General features: G+C 62.5%; 18 protein-coding genes. 8 read left to right on the top strand and 10 right to left on the bottom strand.

Translation table 11 applies throughout. From position 1 onward, the window contains the following. Positions 1-13: 13 nt before the first annotated feature. Positions 14-2224, top strand: a complete 2211-nt coding sequence (locus ACKWRH_RS09410) for a GNVR domain-containing protein (RefSeq protein WP_445220277.1) — start codon at positions 14-16, stop codon at positions 2222-2224. Then, positions 2208-3008, top strand: a complete 801-nt coding sequence (locus tag ACKWRH_RS09405; protein WP_445220276.1) for a hypothetical protein — start codon at positions 2208-2210, stop codon at positions 3006-3008. Before ACKWRH_RS09410 ends, ACKWRH_RS09405 begins: the two co-directional genes overlap by 17 nt. Position 3009: 1 nt before the next feature. Here the strand turns inward: ACKWRH_RS09405 and ACKWRH_RS09400 are convergent, their stop codons facing one another. The 3 genes from ACKWRH_RS09400 to ACKWRH_RS09390 all read right to left on the bottom strand — a co-directional run bounded on the left by ACKWRH_RS09400 (position 3010) and on the right by ACKWRH_RS09390 (position 6863). Further along, positions 3010-4170, bottom strand: coding sequence for an acyltransferase family protein (locus tag ACKWRH_RS09400; protein ID WP_445220275.1), 1161 nt, complete (start codon positions 4168-4170; stop codon positions 3010-3012). A gap of 33 nt (positions 4171-4203) precedes the next feature. Further along, positions 4204-5298 carry a hypothetical protein gene (locus ACKWRH_RS09395; RefSeq protein ID WP_248881599.1) on the bottom strand — a complete coding sequence of 365 codons (1095 nt, stop codon included), beginning with the start codon at positions 5296-5298 and terminating at the stop codon, positions 4204-4206. Positions 5299-5438: 140 nt separating this feature from the next. Continuing rightward, entirely contained in the window at positions 5439-6863 is a 1425-nt protein-coding gene (locus ACKWRH_RS09390) for an undecaprenyl-phosphate glucose phosphotransferase (RefSeq protein ID WP_445220274.1), read from the bottom strand. A 345-nt stretch (positions 6864-7208) separates the two neighbouring features. On the opposite strand from ACKWRH_RS09390, the gene ACKWRH_RS09385 reads away from it, so the two are divergent. Next, positions 7209-7532: a hypothetical protein gene (locus ACKWRH_RS09385; protein WP_445220273.1), complete on the top strand. Its 324-nt coding sequence runs from the start codon at positions 7209-7211 to the stop codon at positions 7530-7532. Positions 7533-7643: 111 nt separating this feature from the next. Beyond that, entirely contained in the window at positions 7644-8378 is a 735-nt protein-coding gene (locus ACKWRH_RS09380; RefSeq protein WP_028154250.1) for a metallophosphoesterase family protein, read from the top strand. A gap of 28 nt (positions 8379-8406) precedes the next feature. Here the strand turns inward: ACKWRH_RS09380 and ACKWRH_RS09375 are convergent, their stop codons facing one another. From ACKWRH_RS09375 to ACKWRH_RS09365, 3 genes are all read right to left on the bottom strand, one after another. Next, complete coding sequence (locus ACKWRH_RS09375) at positions 8407-8829, bottom strand: hypothetical protein (RefSeq protein ID WP_028159056.1); 423 nt, start codon at positions 8827-8829, stop codon at positions 8407-8409. Between the two features lie 51 nt (positions 8830-8880). Then, positions 8881-9126 (bottom strand): hypothetical protein, encoded by a 246-nt coding sequence (locus ACKWRH_RS09370; protein WP_039146277.1) that lies wholly within the window; start codon positions 9124-9126, stop codon positions 8881-8883. A 392-nt stretch (positions 9127-9518) separates the two neighbouring features. Continuing rightward, the gene (locus ACKWRH_RS09365) at positions 9519-9902 is read right to left on the bottom strand and encodes a hypothetical protein (protein ID WP_445220272.1); all 384 of its coding nucleotides are present in this window, start codon (positions 9900-9902) and stop codon (positions 9519-9521) included. Between the two features lie 156 nt (positions 9903-10058). On the opposite strand from ACKWRH_RS09365, the gene ACKWRH_RS09360 reads away from it, so the two are divergent. The 4 genes from ACKWRH_RS09360 (at position 10059) to ACKWRH_RS09345 (ending at position 11997) form a co-directional block, all read left to right on the top strand. Further along, the gene (locus tag ACKWRH_RS09360; protein WP_445220271.1) at positions 10059-10265 is read left to right on the top strand and encodes a hypothetical protein; all 207 of its coding nucleotides are present in this window, start codon (positions 10059-10061) and stop codon (positions 10263-10265) included. Positions 10266-10485: 220 nt separating this feature from the next. Then, positions 10486-10659, top strand: coding sequence for a hypothetical protein (locus ACKWRH_RS09355; RefSeq protein ID WP_166103634.1), 174 nt, complete (start codon positions 10486-10488; stop codon positions 10657-10659). Between the two features lie 224 nt (positions 10660-10883). Then, positions 10884-11135 (top strand): hypothetical protein, encoded by a 252-nt coding sequence (locus tag ACKWRH_RS09350; RefSeq protein ID WP_014497530.1) that lies wholly within the window; start codon positions 10884-10886, stop codon positions 11133-11135. A gap of 496 nt (positions 11136-11631) precedes the next feature. After that, positions 11632-11997 carry a VanZ family protein gene (locus tag ACKWRH_RS09345; protein ID WP_028150366.1) on the top strand — a complete coding sequence of 122 codons (366 nt, stop codon included), beginning with the start codon at positions 11632-11634 and terminating at the stop codon, positions 11995-11997. 22 nt (positions 11998-12019) lie between these two features. Here the strand turns inward: ACKWRH_RS09345 and ACKWRH_RS09340 are convergent, their stop codons facing one another. The 4 genes from ACKWRH_RS09340 to ACKWRH_RS09325 all read right to left on the bottom strand — a co-directional run bounded on the left by ACKWRH_RS09340 (position 12020) and on the right by ACKWRH_RS09325 (position 15849). Then, entirely contained in the window at positions 12020-12304 is a 285-nt protein-coding gene (locus ACKWRH_RS09340; protein WP_445220270.1) for a hypothetical protein, read from the bottom strand. A gap of 124 nt (positions 12305-12428) precedes the next feature. Further along, a complete protein-coding gene (locus ACKWRH_RS09335; RefSeq protein WP_445220269.1) occupies positions 12429-12875 on the bottom strand; it encodes a hypothetical protein in 447 nt (148 codons plus the stop codon). 149 nt (positions 12876-13024) lie between these two features. Next, positions 13025-14752, bottom strand: coding sequence for a chemotaxis protein (locus ACKWRH_RS09330; protein ID WP_445220268.1), 1728 nt, complete (start codon positions 14750-14752; stop codon positions 13025-13027). A gap of 5 nt (positions 14753-14757) precedes the next feature. Further along, positions 14758-15849 carry a protein-glutamate methylesterase/protein-glutamine glutaminase gene (locus tag ACKWRH_RS09325; protein WP_445220267.1) on the bottom strand — a complete coding sequence of 364 codons (1092 nt, stop codon included), beginning with the start codon at positions 15847-15849 and terminating at the stop codon, positions 14758-14760. Between the last annotated feature and the right edge of the window lie 6 nt (positions 15850-15855).

Raw genomic sequence — 15855 nt, 5'->3', positions numbered from 1 at the left:
AAGATTCCCAGTGATGTTTCAGCCACGAGATCAGTTTCCGCAACGCCCGAGATATGCCATCGAGGTCGGTGGCACGACGCTCAGCGCCGAGCGCGCTCTGGACATCGTACGCCGCCAATGGCCGCTGATCGTCGCCATCGTGGCCGGTACGCTCGCGATCGTTCTCGTCTACCTGATCGTGGCAACGCCGATGTACACGGCAAATGCGCGCATCCTGATGGACACGCGTCAAACCCAGGTGCTGGACAAGGACAGCGGAACCGCCAACGCTCTGATCGACCCGGGCTTCGTCGACAGCCAAGTCGAGATTCTCCAGTCTGACGACCTGCTCCTGTCGATCGTCCGTCGCCTGAAGCTCACCGAGGATCCGGAGTTCAACGGCTCGGATCCCGGATTGATTCCGCTGGTCATCGGCAAGGTCATCGCGATGTTCGGGTCGGACGGTCCTCCGAGCAAGGAGCGGGTCGAGCGCGGCGCGGTCGAACTCCTCCAGAAGAACCTGAAGGTCGAGCGCGTGCTGACGACCTATGTCCTCTCCATGAACTACCGTTCGCTCGATCCGAACAAGGCTGCGCAGATCGCCAACGCGATTGCGGACGCCTACATCGTCGGCGCGCTGGAGGCGAAATATCAGTCGACCAAGCGCGCCGGCGAGTGGCTCCAGCAACGCAGCGCCGAGCTGCGTGAACAGGCGACGGCGAGCGACCGCGCCGTGCAGACGTTCAAGGCACAAAACAACATCGTGGGTACCAGCCGGGGTCTGATGAGCGAGCAACAGCTTGCGGACGTCAACTCCCAGCTGATTGCCGCTCATGCCGCGACCGCCGAGGCCAAGGCCCGCCTCGACCGGATCGAGGCGCTGCTCGACAAGGATCTCGTCCAGCCGACCGTGACGGACGCACTCAACAACACGGTAATCACGCGCCTGCGCGCCCAATATCTCGACCTGGCGGCGCAATATGCCGACTGGTCGAGCCGTTACGGCAAGACCCACCAGGCGGCCGTCAACCTCGCCAACCGCATGGAAGAGCTGCGCAAGGCGATCGCGGACGAGGTCCGTCGTATCGCGGACGCATATCGCAGCGAGTACGAGATCGCCAAGAGCCGTGAGACGTCGCTTGAGGAGAATCTCAAAAATCTCGTATCCCAGGCTGGCAGCACGAGTCAGGCGCAGGTCAAGCTGCGCGACCTCGAGAGCGCGGCGGATACTTATCGTAACCTCTACAACAACTTCCTCGAGAAGCTGCAGAACGCGACGCAGAACCAGAGCTTCCCGATCAGCGAAGCGCGCATCATCGGCACGGCGGTCAAACCCGACAAGAAGAGCTCACCCAAGACGCTGCTGGCGCTGGTCGGCGGCATGCTCGGCGGTCTCTGTTTCGGCTTCGGGGCAGCCTTCACGAAGGAACTGATGAGCGACGTGCTGCGATCTCCGAGCGACGTCGAGGATCAGCTCGGGGTGAAATGCCTCGGCGTTCTTCCCGACATCCGCGCGGCGAGGGCTTCGGCAGATCATCCGGAAGGAAACATATCCAGCTACGTCGTCGAGCACCCGTTCTCGCGGTTCGCGGAGACGCTGCGGAACATCAAGGTGTCGATCGACGTCGCCCGTCTCTCGCGCGAGGTCAAGGTCATCGGAATCCTGTCGTCCTTGCCGAAAGAGGGAAAAACGACGGTCGCCGCCAATTTCGGTCATCTGACCGCGTTGACCGGACATCGCACCCTACTGATCGACGGCGACCTCCACACCCGCTCGCTGACGAGGGCGCTGGCTCCGCATTCCAAGACCGGCCTGGTCGAAGCCCTCAAGGATCCGCGCTCGTTCGGCTATCATATCCAGCGCAGCAAGGAGAGCGGGCTCGACTTCCTGCCCTCCGTCGTCGCATCGCGCATGGTGAACTCGGCAGACGTCATCGCCTCCAAGGCGATGGCGGACCTGCTTGCAGTGGTGCGCGAGGAATACGAATACATCGTCATCGATCTGGCGCCGGTGATGCCGGTGACCGACGCCAAGGCTGTCAGCCATCTCGTCGATGCGATGGTTTACGTCATCGAGTGGGGCCGTACGACCCGCAACGCGCTCCAGGAGTCGATGGCGAGCTCCGAAGGCATTCAGAAGAAGCTTCTGGGCGCCGTGCTCAATCGCGCCAATCCGAAGATGCTCAAGAGGATCGAGGCGTATAAGGGCTCGCACTACAACAGCTACTATGTCGAGGGAGCCTAGCGCCACCGATCCGGCGGCACAGGCCGCGGGGACCGCGTATCGCTGGCTTCTGCGCGGCTCGACCATCGCGCTGGCCGCGGCCGCGCTGGCGTGGATCGCGGCTATCGCCCCGGATGTGACCAATCCCGCGGTTCCGCAGATTGCAGGACGTGTCGCGCGCGGCGAGCGATATGAAGTCGATCGCTTGAGAGGGATCGTATCGGACAATCTGCCGTCCGCCCGTCGCCTATGCAGCGCCAAGACGCTGCGCGAACTCTTGCTGCTCCAGCTCGCAATCGCCGACGAATCGACACGCGCAGGCGACCTGAAGCAGATCGACACCGACGCAGATGCCGTCGCATCCACGAGCCGCGCCCTGCTCGCGTGCGCGCCGACCGAAGGACTGGGCTGGTTCGGCAGCTACTGGGCCGAAATTCATCAGGCCGGCTTTGGGCCGCGGACCGCGGAATTGCTGGGCCTGTCCTATCGTTTTGCGCCGCATGAGGCCTGGCTCCAGCTCATCCGTGCGCCGCTGGCGCTTCGCGCCTTCAATGCGGCCTCGCCCGAGCTCAGGGATTACGCCACCCAGGACTTCGCGGATATCTTCCAGGCCCGCCTGTTCCCAAGCGCGGCCACGTTCTATCAGGCGGCAGGCACCGAGGCGCGCGTCGCGCTGCTCGAACGTACCTGCACCGCGCCCGAAGCCGATCGGGACCTGTTCTGGCATTTCGTCGCGGAGAAGGGCCTGCGAATTCGCCATCGCTGTTATCCAGCCGATGGCGATGGCTTTCGCATGAGCCGCTAGGCTATTTCAGCTCGGTTCGCGGCACGCCCTGCGAGGGATTTTCGGGCAGGTATTGCAGGAAGAATTTGGTCAGGCCGCGACGGCTGCGCAGGATCGGCGATTCGAAGTACTTCCAGGACACATGCGCAACAGCGTAGGAGATCACGAAACCGATGGCTGCCCCCGCGGTGATCTTCACACTGTCGGGCACCGACATCCCGCCATAGAGCGTCAGCGCCTTGCCGAGCGGGTTCGGGATGAAATTGTGAACGAGATAGAAGCCGTAGCTGATCTTCCCAAGATGCTCGAGCGGCTTCCACTCCAGCGCCTGAACGAAGGCACTGTCCTGGTTGGCGCGTACCCACCAGACCAGCGCGACAAGGCAAAGCCCGATTGCAATGTCGATCGCGGGGGAAAGATACGAAGGAGCGTCGTAAATCACGCCGTTCGAGCACAGCATGAACCCGACGATGAGAAGGCACACGAACGTGCCGTTGCCGTTCGGAGCCCATTCCCGTCTCTGGAGATGCAAGATCGTCAGCGCGCCGCCGAACGCGATGAGGCTGAAATTCCACGGCGACAGGGTATGGATGGCCGTGTGATTGAAGCCCGACGAATACATCAGGAAATGGCTGATCACGCCGAGAACGACGACGCTCATGCAGATGGCGAAGTGACGCTCCAGGGGCAGCAGAATGAAAAGGAAAGGTGCGATCACGTAGAACTGCTGCTCGACCGAGAGCGTCCAGAGCACGCCGAAGGGACCAGCGGTTCCGCCGATGACGCTGCCGATCCAGTAGTTGGACAGGTACACAACGTGATAGCGGAAGCCGAGGTCGGGCCCCGCATGCTGAAAATAGGACCGGGTCAGGAACAGGATGGCGAGAAGCGCATAATATGCGGGAAAAATGCGCGTCGCCCGCTTGACCCAGAAGGTGACGATTTCCGCCGCGGGCCGGGACGCGGCCGTCTCGACCCTGCCTCGCTGCCTGTTTTGCTCGCCGATGATCAGGAAGCCGCTCAGAATGAAGAATATCCAGACGCCGACGCTACCCGAGTAGAACTGCAGTCCGCACTTGTGATTGAGATAAACCAGGACGACCGAAAGACCGCGCAGCCCGTTGAAGCCCAAGATGCTGCCCGACTTCTCGGTGTTGACGCGCTCAGATCCAGGTAAAGGCATTGCAGGTTCTTTTCTTCGCACGGAGACCGAAAGCTACAGTCCCCTGGTTCTCAACTCAGTCGATTCTTCAGCCGACAGGCGGCCGCCGGCAAATTCCGAAAGAAGGAAGAGCGCAACCTTGGGCCTGTCGATCTCGTACATCAGCCCAAACCTGTTCTCCGGCGGCTTCTTCTGCGGCTCGTCGAACAGCTCGTAGACCATCACGCTCTCGATCTCGACGTCTTTCTGGTTCTTCAGATACTGGAAGGTGTCCCGCAGCGACCGGAGGCATTGCTCCGTCAGGGGATCGCCGGGCCGATTTCCATAGGCCGGCTTGTAGATCTCGGCGCAATTGACTTCGTTGAACGTCACCGGGCGGTGATAGGACGCCAGCTTCTTGAAGAGGTCGAAGGGCGGATTGCGTCCATTCCAGTGCCGATGCGGATTCTGCCCCGCCACCTCGTAATAGTGGTAGGAGATCACGTCGTATTTCACGCCCCGGGACTCCATAAAGTCGAGGAAGCCCAGCATCGTCGACGTCGTGTTCAGCACCTTGCGCAGATGACTTCCGGTCTCGCGGTTGATCTGGTCGATGGCATCGGACGCGCCGTGCAACACCTGGGCCCAGTCTTCCATCACCGGCATTTCGAAGTCTGCCGCGGTCATGCCGCGCCCGAACAGCTTCTTCCCGTCGGAATCGACCGCGAGCAGGTTGATCTCGTTCTCAAGCTCCCAGTCGGACACATCGTCCTTGAATTGCCGGACGAACGCGTAGGTGCGGTCGTAGCCCTGCCTGTAGAGCGCGTCCCGGTCTCCCTTGGGGTACCGCCCCTTGTCGGTGCGGTCACCGTAGCGGAAGGGGAAGTTGATCAGAGGATGAAGTGTGATCGAATATTTTCTGGCGAGCGCAATGGTCTGCCGGAACATCGCGGCTTCGCCCGGCTCGGCATCTTGCGTCAGGTTGAGACCGGTCCTGTATTGCGTGAGCCCACGCTCCCTCATGAGCTGAAAGATCGGCGCGAGATCCCTGCGTTTTTGCGGCGGTCCGCCGACCCCCCACTCCAACGCGTTCGCATGAGAACAGGCGGCAGCGATCGCCCAGGTGACGAGCAACGGCAAGGCGACGAACTTGGCGAGGCGATGGCTCAATCTGCAGGGCTCGGCGTTTCGGGGGGCAAATCGTCAAAGGGGCAGCAACGAATCACATGCTGCAAAATGCAGGCCGTTTCCCCTCTGCAAGGACGGCGTGCGCGTCGGACGCGGCAATGCGCGCCCGACGTCGGCCTGGCTCAGTAGGCTTCCTGATGGATCAGCGCCAGCGCGGTCTTCAGGATGATCCTGATGTCGAGCCAGATGCTCCAATTGCTGACGTACCAGATGTCGTACTCGACCCGCTTTTCCATCAGATCGATGGTCGGCGTCTCGCCGCGGAAGCCGTTGACCTGGGCCCAACCGGTCAGGCCCGGCTTCATGTGATGCCGGTACACGTAGTTGCTGATGATCGGGTCGTAGTAATTGTCGTGCGCGAGCGCATGCGGGCGCGGCCCGACCAGCGACATCTCGCCACGCAGAACGTTCCAGAGCTGCGGCAGCTCGTCGATGCTGGTCCGCCGCAGCACGCGGCCGACACGGGTCACGCGCGCGTCGCTCTTCGTCGCCTGCGTGACGACATGACCGTTCTCCGCCACCGTCATCGAGCGGAACTTCCAGATATCGAATTGCTTACCGTTGAAGCCGCGCCTAGCCTGCTTGAAGATCACATTGCCCTTGGAATCGAGCTTGATCATGATCGCAGCCGTGATCAGCAGCGGCGCCAGCAACAGAAGCGCGAACGAGGCAAGTCCGATGTCGAGGCAGCGCTTCTGCGCCTGCTCGAACACGCTGAGCGGCGCACGCTGGATCTCGATCGCGACCGTGCCGCTGACGGGCTGGAACGGACGCGAGACCAGATCGGCGATCGGGAAATCCGGCAGAAGACGGATCGGCTGGGGAACAACGCGCAGGTGCTGGCTCAGCTTCTGGAGAAGCGGCATCTCGTCCCAGTCGATAACCAGGAGATATTCTTCCACATCCGCCGTGCGCGCCTGGCGGGTGATGTCGCGAATCTCGCGATCCCAGCCCGCGCCCTCCTCAGACGGATCGAGCACGAAGTGCCGCACGACGTTGAAGCCGTGCTTGCGCAGATCCTTGAACCGGGTCGAGGTGAAATCGAGAGGCTTGAGGCTGAGCAGCACGACCTTGCGGTCCACCAGACGGCCCTTGGCGTAGCTCGAGGTCAGCGCCAGACGCCACAGCACGCGCAGACCGCCCAAGGCGACGCCGCCGGTGGCCGCGAACAGCAGCGTGGTTCCGCGCGACAGGTCCGCGGACGATTTGAGCAGGAACGCTTCGACGGCGAGAATGGTCAGCGAGATCAGCCAGACCGCCAGGGCCTTGCGCAGCTGCCAGACCGTGTTCATCAGACGATGGTGATCGTAGACGCCCTGGAAATAAGCGATCGTCACGAACACCGCGCCGACGACCAGACCTGCTCCGACGGATGAGTCCTGCTCGATCACGAGCACGCGATACAGGCCGCTTGCCGCGAAATAGCTGAGCAGCACGGCGACGAAGTCTCCGGCGATCAAAGCCACTTGCAGGGGTCTTTGGAGGGCACCGCGTCGGTTCGAGATAACCGAATAATAGTTTTCCGAACCGTAAGTTGCTACAGCCATCCGAACCTCGCTGCCTCGTCACCACTCGCAATCAGAACTGCGAGCAAATCGATCTAATTCTTTCGACGTGCGACGGAGTATATCTTAACTAAACAAAGCGACATTGCGGCAGTGCACCGAAAAAATCAAATCGATTTTCATGCAATGCAGCGTCGCTGCAAAACAATGCTCAAACTACTGTCACACACGTGACAATTAAGCGGGCATCACGCCGCGTTTCGCACCAAATCGCGTCATTTTCGCACAGCATTGTCGCGCGCATTTGAACGGCTGTTCAACCATGCCGCTTAAGCCGTTATTAGGCCGCGGCCATTAACACTCGTGACCAATTCGAGGAGTTGCGTCGTGAGTACGGTTGCCATTTTCAGTCTGCTGATCGGATCGTTGCTGGGAGGCCGATTCCGGATCTTCATCCTGCCACCCGCCATCGTTCTCGGTGCGACGATCCTCGGTGTGGGCTCCGCCTGGCAAGGACACGATTCAGCTCACATCGTTGTGACGATCCTCGTCTTCGCGGCGGTGCTCCAGCTTGGCTATTTCTGCGGCGCGGTTCTGGTCCGCGCGGGAGCGGCCGCCTATCGCGGCAAGGCCGCACCATCGTTCGACGGCCGCAACTCGGCCAGCCTCGCGCAAGCTTGGGGACAGGTGATTCGCAGAGCTGGTGAATGATCGTCCAGGCGCAGGCTTCCCGGCAGGGGTGAAAAAAACCTGCTCGGACACCCAAATTCGCCGATCGCATATTGACATCCCGGGTGAAGCTCTCTGAAAGAGTTGCACCCCATGTCCATGATTGCGCCCCGAAATTCGCCCCGGCCGAAGCTACCGAACGGCGTGCGGATCTATGCGATCAGCGATATCCACGGCTGCGCCCATCTGCTCGAGCAGATGTTCGCCGTGATCGATGCGGACATGGCCAACAGCCGACCATATCGCGCGATCGAGGTCTTCCTCGGCGACTACATCGATCGCGGACCGGACTCGCGCCATACCCTCGACCTCCTGATCAACCGCAGCCGCCGCCGCAACACCGTCTTTCTCAAGGGCAATCACGAGGCCTATTTCACCTCGGTGCTGGAAGATCCCGCCCGCGCCGCCGAATGGTTTCAGTTCGGCGGGCTCCAGACCCTGATGTCGTACGGCGTGTCGGCCGCGCCCGGCCTTGGCAAGGACGAGTTGCCCGATCTGGTGCGCGAGCTCACATCCGTGATGCCGCCGGAGCACATCGCGTTCCTGCGCCAGTTGCGGCCGACCTTCACATGCGGCGACTTCTTCTTCGTCCATGCAGGGGTGCGCCCGGGCATTCCGCTCTCCGAGCAGCGCGAGCAGGACCTGTTGTGGATCAGGGACGAGTTCCTGCAAAGCAACAGGCGCTTCGGCAAATACGTCGTGCACGGCCATACGCCGGTGAAGCAGGCCGAGCTGCTCGAGAACCGGGCCAACATCGATACCGGGGCCTATGCCACCGGAAACCTGACGCTGCTGTCCATTCAGGGCAACAGCATGCTCGCGATCTAGCGGCCTCGCTCGCGCGCCGTATCAAGCGTCAGTTGGTGGGGCTCGCCGGAGGCCGGTAGTCCGGGAAACGGCTCAGCATCGCCGCCTTCAGGAACTTGAAATGGGCGATCGAGGCGCCGAGCTCCTTGAGTCGGCGCTGGCCGTTCAGGATTTCCTTGTCGAACAGATCCTGGTGGTGATTGTCGAGCGCCTCGCGCTCGAGATATTCGTCGTCGCCGTTGCCGATCGTCACGGCGGCGCGCGCCAGCACGTCCTCGACCCGGCGGTTGAGACCTGACTGCTCGCGCTCCGCCGCATGCAGGGCGTCATCGATCGCAATCATGATGGCTTCGATGCGGGTGCGATCGGTTTCGGCGTCGCGCTCGGGCGAGCGCGCGCGGAACACCTGCTCTCCGCCGAAACGGTCTTTCAGGAAGTTATGGGTGCGGGCCCGCAGGAAGAGCTGAAACATGCGTGCATTTTCCGGTTCGAGGCGCCAGACCAGAAAATGGGCCCGCGATGGTTAATAAAGGTTGAATCCTTCGCGCCGCTCGGTGCGGCTTTGCGCCATCCAGGCCCTCCAGGCCCCCTCGTGCTTCTCATAGAGCTCGAGCCTGCGTCGCTCGCCGGCATCGGGCGCGACCTGCGCCTGCTCGCTGTCGAGCCGCTCGAACTCGAACGTCTCCTCGGGCGTCAGGCCGATCAGGACACGGCGACCTCCCCCATCGACGAAATACCGCCGTGGCGCGTTGTACGTCGGGCTCGTCATGGCGTCTCCCCGAAATCCCGTCATGATTCACTCCCCTCCGCCACCATGCGAGCCGCAACGCGAGAACCGCACACCGGTTGTAAATCCTCAGAATGCACGCCGTGCCCTCGCCAATGAACTGTTCTGCCGGAACGCGGTGGGACTGTAGGGACGGTGGAACGGATGACGCTCCGCGCGCTCGCGAGGCCGCAGTGCGCGTGTCGCATAGCCTGCGCCAAAGCCAGCGAGGAGCGAGACCAGGATCGCGAGCAGCATCATTCGCAATTCGTTCCAGTGATACTGGCAGTCTCATCCTCGAGTTGTGTCGAGATCATGATCACCGCCGCTGATTTTCTCGTCATGCCAGGGATTTTTTGGGCAGCACCCTGCATGCGAAGTGATCGGCTCGTGCGTCAACCGAAAAACCAGAGGAACAATCGCACCAGCAACAGCGTGATGAAATACACCCAGCCCGCCATCGCGATCAGCGCAACGCTGAAGAACGCGCCTTCAAACGCCCGCTCTCTGAGCTTGGTGAGAGGAAGTGCCGCTCGCGCCTTTTGAAGCATCTCGGTCTTCTTGATTTTGTTGATTTTGATTTGGTCGTGCGCGCGCACCATAGCCGAACGAATTCGACGATCTCGTGACGGCTCAACCGAGAGAAGCACAATACTGCTCGTCAAACCGCTGCCGCATGCATCGCGATTGGATTTTTTCTCGTTCGAAGCCGTTGCGACCAGCCGGCGCCGATTCAATTCAAGTTGATCGCTCGAATCGACGTCGTGATTTCGAAGCAAATAATGTCGTGATCTCGAAGCATCTAATTCCTAATCGCGCACAAGTGCTGACGCCGAAACGCCGTGCCATCCATTGTCAAGTGGAGGTTGCCGGCCTGAGCTTGGAGGACATTGAGGGCGCAGGGAACAAGTTCCCTGCTCGCCTCTATCGCCAGCATGGAGTCCAAGCAGCTCCTGCCTGTCTTCGGCAAGCCGATGATCCCGTGCCTGCGATCCATCCCGACGCTCGCCGGCATCAGGAACATCCTCACTATCACCACGCCGCAAGACGAGAAGATCGTGCGCCGATTCAGCGACAACCGGACGTGGTGGCAGAACATCCTCAATCCCCACCATCACAGCGTGCAGATCGATCTTGGTTAGCGAAACTCCGTGGTTATACGGAGCGCAACGCGCCGATTTCATCGCGGTAAGGTTGAGCAGTTAGCTTAATCCGCGTTGTTTGTTGCGAACCTTAGCGGATCGCATATCCATCTTCTCACCGGGCTCCCCCAGGCCCGGCCCCACCCAAGCAAAGCCGTCGAGCGAACGTGGGTCCGCTTGGCGGCTTTGTCTTTGTGTCGACGAGAGGATGATTTCGGTTATGGCGCGCAGGCCCTGGTCGTTCAAGGAAGACCGCCGGCTGATGGAATTGGCCAAGTCTTCGACTTCGCTGGAAGAGGCAGCAAAACTTCTCGGGCGCTCGCCCGATGCGATCAAGCGTATGGCCTTGCGCCTCGGCCTGTCGCTCAAATCCAAGGGCGCCAAGAAGGGCTAACGTCGGCCGCGCGCGACACGTCATGGACGGGTGCGCCCGCCTCATCAATCGATCAATGGCAGCCGCCAATCGACATGGGCCGATCGCTTTCAGCGCTCTCGATCTCTCCGTGCCCGGATGTTAGACTATCCAACGATGAAGATTGAACATCGTCCCTTTTCGGCGCAGAACGGTCGCCGAACCGGCTTCGGTCTCAGTTTGATAGATTGTTGGAGGAATGCACCATGTTGTCCCGCGCGCTCGCCGTAGCTCTGCTCCTGGCTCTGCCCTCAGTAGCGTCGGCGCAAGTCCCCGTGGGGTTCGGATTTCCAAACGGCGCGCCGTGGTGCGCCTTCGGTTTCGATTGCCGATTCCTGAATTACCGGGAATGCGCCGACTGGATTTTCGATCCCGCGCGCAACTGCCTCAAGAATCCGTACTTCGCAGCCCACTACCCGACCAATGTCGACAAGGGCTGGTCCTACAATCGGCGTTGAACATCGGTCCCTGTGAACGGCTTGGTCATGCGGTCGGGCACGTAGCTACAAGCCTGACCGGGGGCTTGGCTTGTCGATGATGAGAATTTGGGCAGGTGCGATCGCCTGCCCGTTCCCCTGACGACGGAACTCTCAGCCGCGCTCCGCATTGTTTTCGAAAGAATAGCGGGAGGCGGAGCCCTCATGGCAAGCTCTTTCCTTATCGTGATGTCGATCTGGTTCGGCATCAACATTCTGTTCTTGGCAGTGCGGCTTTGGGTCACCAGGCCGAAGAACTGGCAGATGAATGCCTGCCCTCGCCAACTCAGCGCCGTCCGCGTGAGATCGCGACTGCACCGCCGCGTTTGACGTCAACTGAATGCATGCGGAATGGGCCGTAGCCACGGCTCCGCGACTCGCCCGTGAACCTCGGTTCATGCCCTCGAGGGTTTGTGAACCTTAACGATGTTCTTGGCTTTCGAAAGCGGCCAGCCGGTCGACCGGCTATGTTGGCGCAATGCGCCGCAACCATCTCATCGCAGCCGCGGTTATCTGTCTCGTGCTCATCGTCTATGCGACGCTGGCCAAGCTCGCGGGCCGGCCGGCACTCATGGGCCACGCGGAGGCCTACTGGGTCGTCGTGATTGAGCGCTTCAGCGCCTACGGTCTGTTGGGCTTCCTGCTGTCCTTCCTGCTACCGGGGCGCGTCAAGCTGGCTTGCGCGTTCGTGGTCGCCGTCGCAGTCGGGTTAGAGGTCTTGCAGGCGGTGACGCCGGATCGTGATCCACGATTCATCGATGTGCTGCAAAAGGCCGCCGGCGGCACCGTCGGCGTCCTTCTGGCCCAGACCATCCTGGCTTTCCTGCCGAGGCCGCCGTCCTGAGGCGGCCGCCGGCGCCGCGAACTTACACCACTCCGCGCCGCAAGCTCGGCTGATTGGTCGAAAGAACCCCCGACATCTGCCGATGGACATCGCGCAGCGCCGTGATCGCGTCATCGAGGTCGAATTCGGCTTCGCGAACGGTCTCGAAGAACCGGGCCATCAGGGCGAGGTTCAGCTTGACGCGGGTGTTCCCGTCGCGGCTCTTGCGGCGATCGAGCGACAGATGCATCGCCTGCATCCTGGCCTCGGCAGCGCTGCAGCCGCTGAGGGTCGCGAGTTCGTCATATGTCATCCAGATCTGAGGCATGTCCCTGTCCGCCTTTTGTTATGGGCCTCAACCTAGATTTCACCTCTAAAACTAGTGTTGCCGCACTACAGTCGCGCCGTGTTTTCGCGACAACAGCGTCAATGCAAAACTAAAAGCCCGCTCCCTACGACACAGGCGCCTTGGGCGGCGTGAACGGATGACGCGGCCGGGAACGGTTGTCCAAGCCCTTGGGCAGCTTGTCGGCGTTGAGCTTCACGACCGCGCATTTGGCGTCGGCTGCCGGCGCATCTTCCTGGCTGTAGATCAGCGTCGCCTCGAACTTCACGTCGGGTGCTTCCTTGGCCGTTCCCGAACAGCTCGCCACCAGGCCGTTGCACACACCCGAGAGTTTGACCTCGACCTCATCAGGCCCAAACACGCTCAGCGGGCCGTCAGAATGCCGGTTCACGGTCAGGACGGCCGAGAAGTGCTGCTCGTCGACCCGGTAGGAACCACCATAAGTAAAGAAGCTGTCGCGGCCCGAGATCCGGCCCTCGGCCAGATCGACGATGCCGGTGCCCTGACCTCGCGGGGTCCTGAACCAGGCAGCGTATTTACCGTCTCTCAGCATGGGGAATTTTCCGAGGTGAAGATCGACCAGTATTTGCGACCAACTCTGGGGCGCGACAATGACCTAATGGCCAGCCCTTCGGGCAAGGTTAATGCTCCGAAAACCCAATCCGTCGAATTGCCGCCGACGCGCGACGCCGGCAGCGAACGTCAGAACAACTCTATGCCGTCATCCGCGGTCTCGACCGCTTCGACGCGGCGCGTGGCGGCGATCGACGCAAGGCCAAGCGTCTGCAGGAATTCGCGGTGAACGTCCCGCTCGCGCTCCATCGTGTAGCGCGCGAAGAGATCGTCGAGCATCGCCTGATCCTGCGCCTCCGGCTGCGGCCGCTGCGCGCCCGCGCTCGCGGTCTCGAGGCGCGCGGCAACCGCAGGCAAGGCCGCGGAGCTCTCGCCCAGCGAGCTCATCAGACCTTGCGCCGAATTCATCAGGCCTTCGAATTCCGCACCTTCATCGACGAGCCGGCTCATCAGCTTGCCGAGCCGTTCGTTGCCGACCTCGACCTCGCGCAGCGCCTGGAGGATCTGCGGCTCGAACTCGGCGAGCTGCGTGGGATCGCCCCGCACGCGGAGCTCCTTCAGCTCGTTCGCAGAGCGCTCGATGCCGTCGAGCACGGGCCGCAAGCGCCCCGCGCCCGCCGAAACCTGGTCGGCGGTCGCCTTGAGCTCGTTGGCGATCACGACGAAAGCGCTGCCGCGGCTGCCGAGATGGCTTGCCTTGAGGCCGGCATTCATTCCGATCAGGGTGATGTCGACGGTGGCCTCGGCGAGCCCTGCGATGGCCTGGCGAAACTTTGCCAGCGTGTCCTCGACGATGGCGAGCGCCTCGTCGACCGAGCGGCCGGCGCTCTCGCAGGTGGCGATCAGGGTCGAGGCATGCGCCAGTGCCTGCTTGATGCGCGCCAGGAACGATGACGAGCCGCCATCCTCGCCGCCGAACAGCGTGCGGCCATGACCGACGACGTTGCCCGCATCGTGCAGGATTGCGCTGAGCGCGCGAACGATCTGGCCGATGTCGCCGCCGAATTCGCGCTGGGCGTCCCTGAGCAAGGCCGCCTGCAACTGGCAGATCGCGCGCGCGCCGTCCTCGCTCGCGTCCCGTTCGGGAACGAGGCCCGGCGCAGCTTCCGACGCCTGGCCGAGGCCATGACAGACATGTTCGAGGCGCTGGCGCGTGCTGTCGCCGGCCTGCAGGGAAATGATCGCGCCGCCGACCGCCTCGGCGATCTTCCTGGTGCTGGTGCTCGCGAGGTCGGCGAGCTGGCTGCTGTCGCGGCGCTGGCCGCGCAATCCGGAATAGGCTGCACCGAGCTCGGCGCTCTCCGACACCAATTGATTCCGGTAACGGCTCTCGAATTCCCTCTGCCGGCCGGACGCGGTCGCGACGGCTTCCGACAGGCGCTGCTGGTCCCGCGCACAGCCCTCGATCGAACCTTGTACGGCCTTGCCGAGATCATAAGCTTCCTGCGTGAAGGCGAGAAAGCCCTCGCGGTCGCCATCGAGCGAAGCCGCCTCGATCCGCGCGCTGCGCGCGATGATGGTGATCATCTGGATGTGCTTGAACAGCGGCTTGAGCAGCGCGGACGCCTCAGCCGTGCTCGTGCCGATGGTCGCAAGCAGCGCGCTCTCGGCCGGCAGCGCCTCTGCCAGCTCGCTGAGCCGCGCGGCGATCTCCTGTAGCGCGGTGGCGGCGCCCTCGATCTCGGCGCCGGAGAGTTCCTCCGAGAGCGTCGCAAGGCCCTGGTTCAGCTCCTTGAAGATGAGGTGGCCACGGCCGAGCTCGTGACCGACCCGCGCGAAAACGTCCTCGATCCGCGACGAGACGTCCTCGATCGCGACGATCGCCTCGGTGAGCGTGTTGGCCGGAATGGCGGACATCGCAATCAACCTGCCACCGCTACGTGTCCGGCCTGATACCAGAGCATGATCTCGCGCGGGATATGATGCAGCGAGACGACCTTCTCGACACCGCCATGCGCGATGGCTTCCTTGGGCATGCCAAACACCACGCAGCTCTCCTCGTCCTGCGCGCGTGTCGAGGCGCCGAGCTTGCGCATCTCCAGCATGCCGCGCGCGCCGTCGTCGCCCATGCCCGTCATGATCACGCCGAGCGCATTGGCGCCGGCATGCTGGGCCGCGGAGCGAAACAGCACGTCGACCGAGGGGCGATGCCGCGACACCGGCGGGCCGTCCTTGATCGCGATCTGGTAGCGCAGGCCGATGCGCTGGAGCAGCATGTGACGGGCGCCCGGCGCGATATAGGCGCAGCCCGGCAGCACCGGCTCGCCGTCCTCAGCTTCCTTGACGCGGACCTGGCAGACGCTGTCGAGACGCCTGGCGAAGGCCGCGGTGAAACCAGCCGGCATGTGCTGGACGATGACGATGGGAGGACAGTGCGGCGGCAGCATCTCGAGGACGTCGTTGAGCGCTTCGGTCCCGCCGGTCGATGCCCCGATGCACACGATGCGTTCAGTGGTCGGCCTGACCCTGCCCTGCACCGGCGGCGGGATGATGGCGTCGGCGGTCAGCTTCCGCTCGATCGTACGGCGCTCCGCCCGCGGGCGCACCCGCGCGCGCGCTGCCGATTTCACGGCCTCGCGCAGTCGCGTCGAGCATTCGAGCAGCGCCTGCCGGGTGTCGATCTTCGGCTTCGGCACGATGTCGACCGCGCCCGCCTCGAACGCCTCGAACATCACGTTGGAACCTTCCTCGGTGAGCGAGGAGCAGATGATCACCGGGATCGGGCGCTGCGCCATGATCTTGCGCAGGAAGGTCATGCCGTCCATGCGCGGCATTTCCAGGTCGAGGATCATGACATCCGGGATTTCGTTCTGGAGGCGGCGCGCCGCCACGAACGGATCGGAGGCCGTCCCCATCACCTCAATGTCAGGGTCGTCGTTGAGGATCGTTTGCAGGATTTGGCGCACCGACGCCGAATCGTCCACGATCAGTACGCGAACTTTCTCCCTCGGCATCCTGGT

It is taken from the genome of Bradyrhizobium sp. Pa8, from assembly GCF_052588265.1.
Note: the sequence above shows the minus strand (reverse complement) of the source record. Positions and strands in the feature narration are given on the sequence as shown.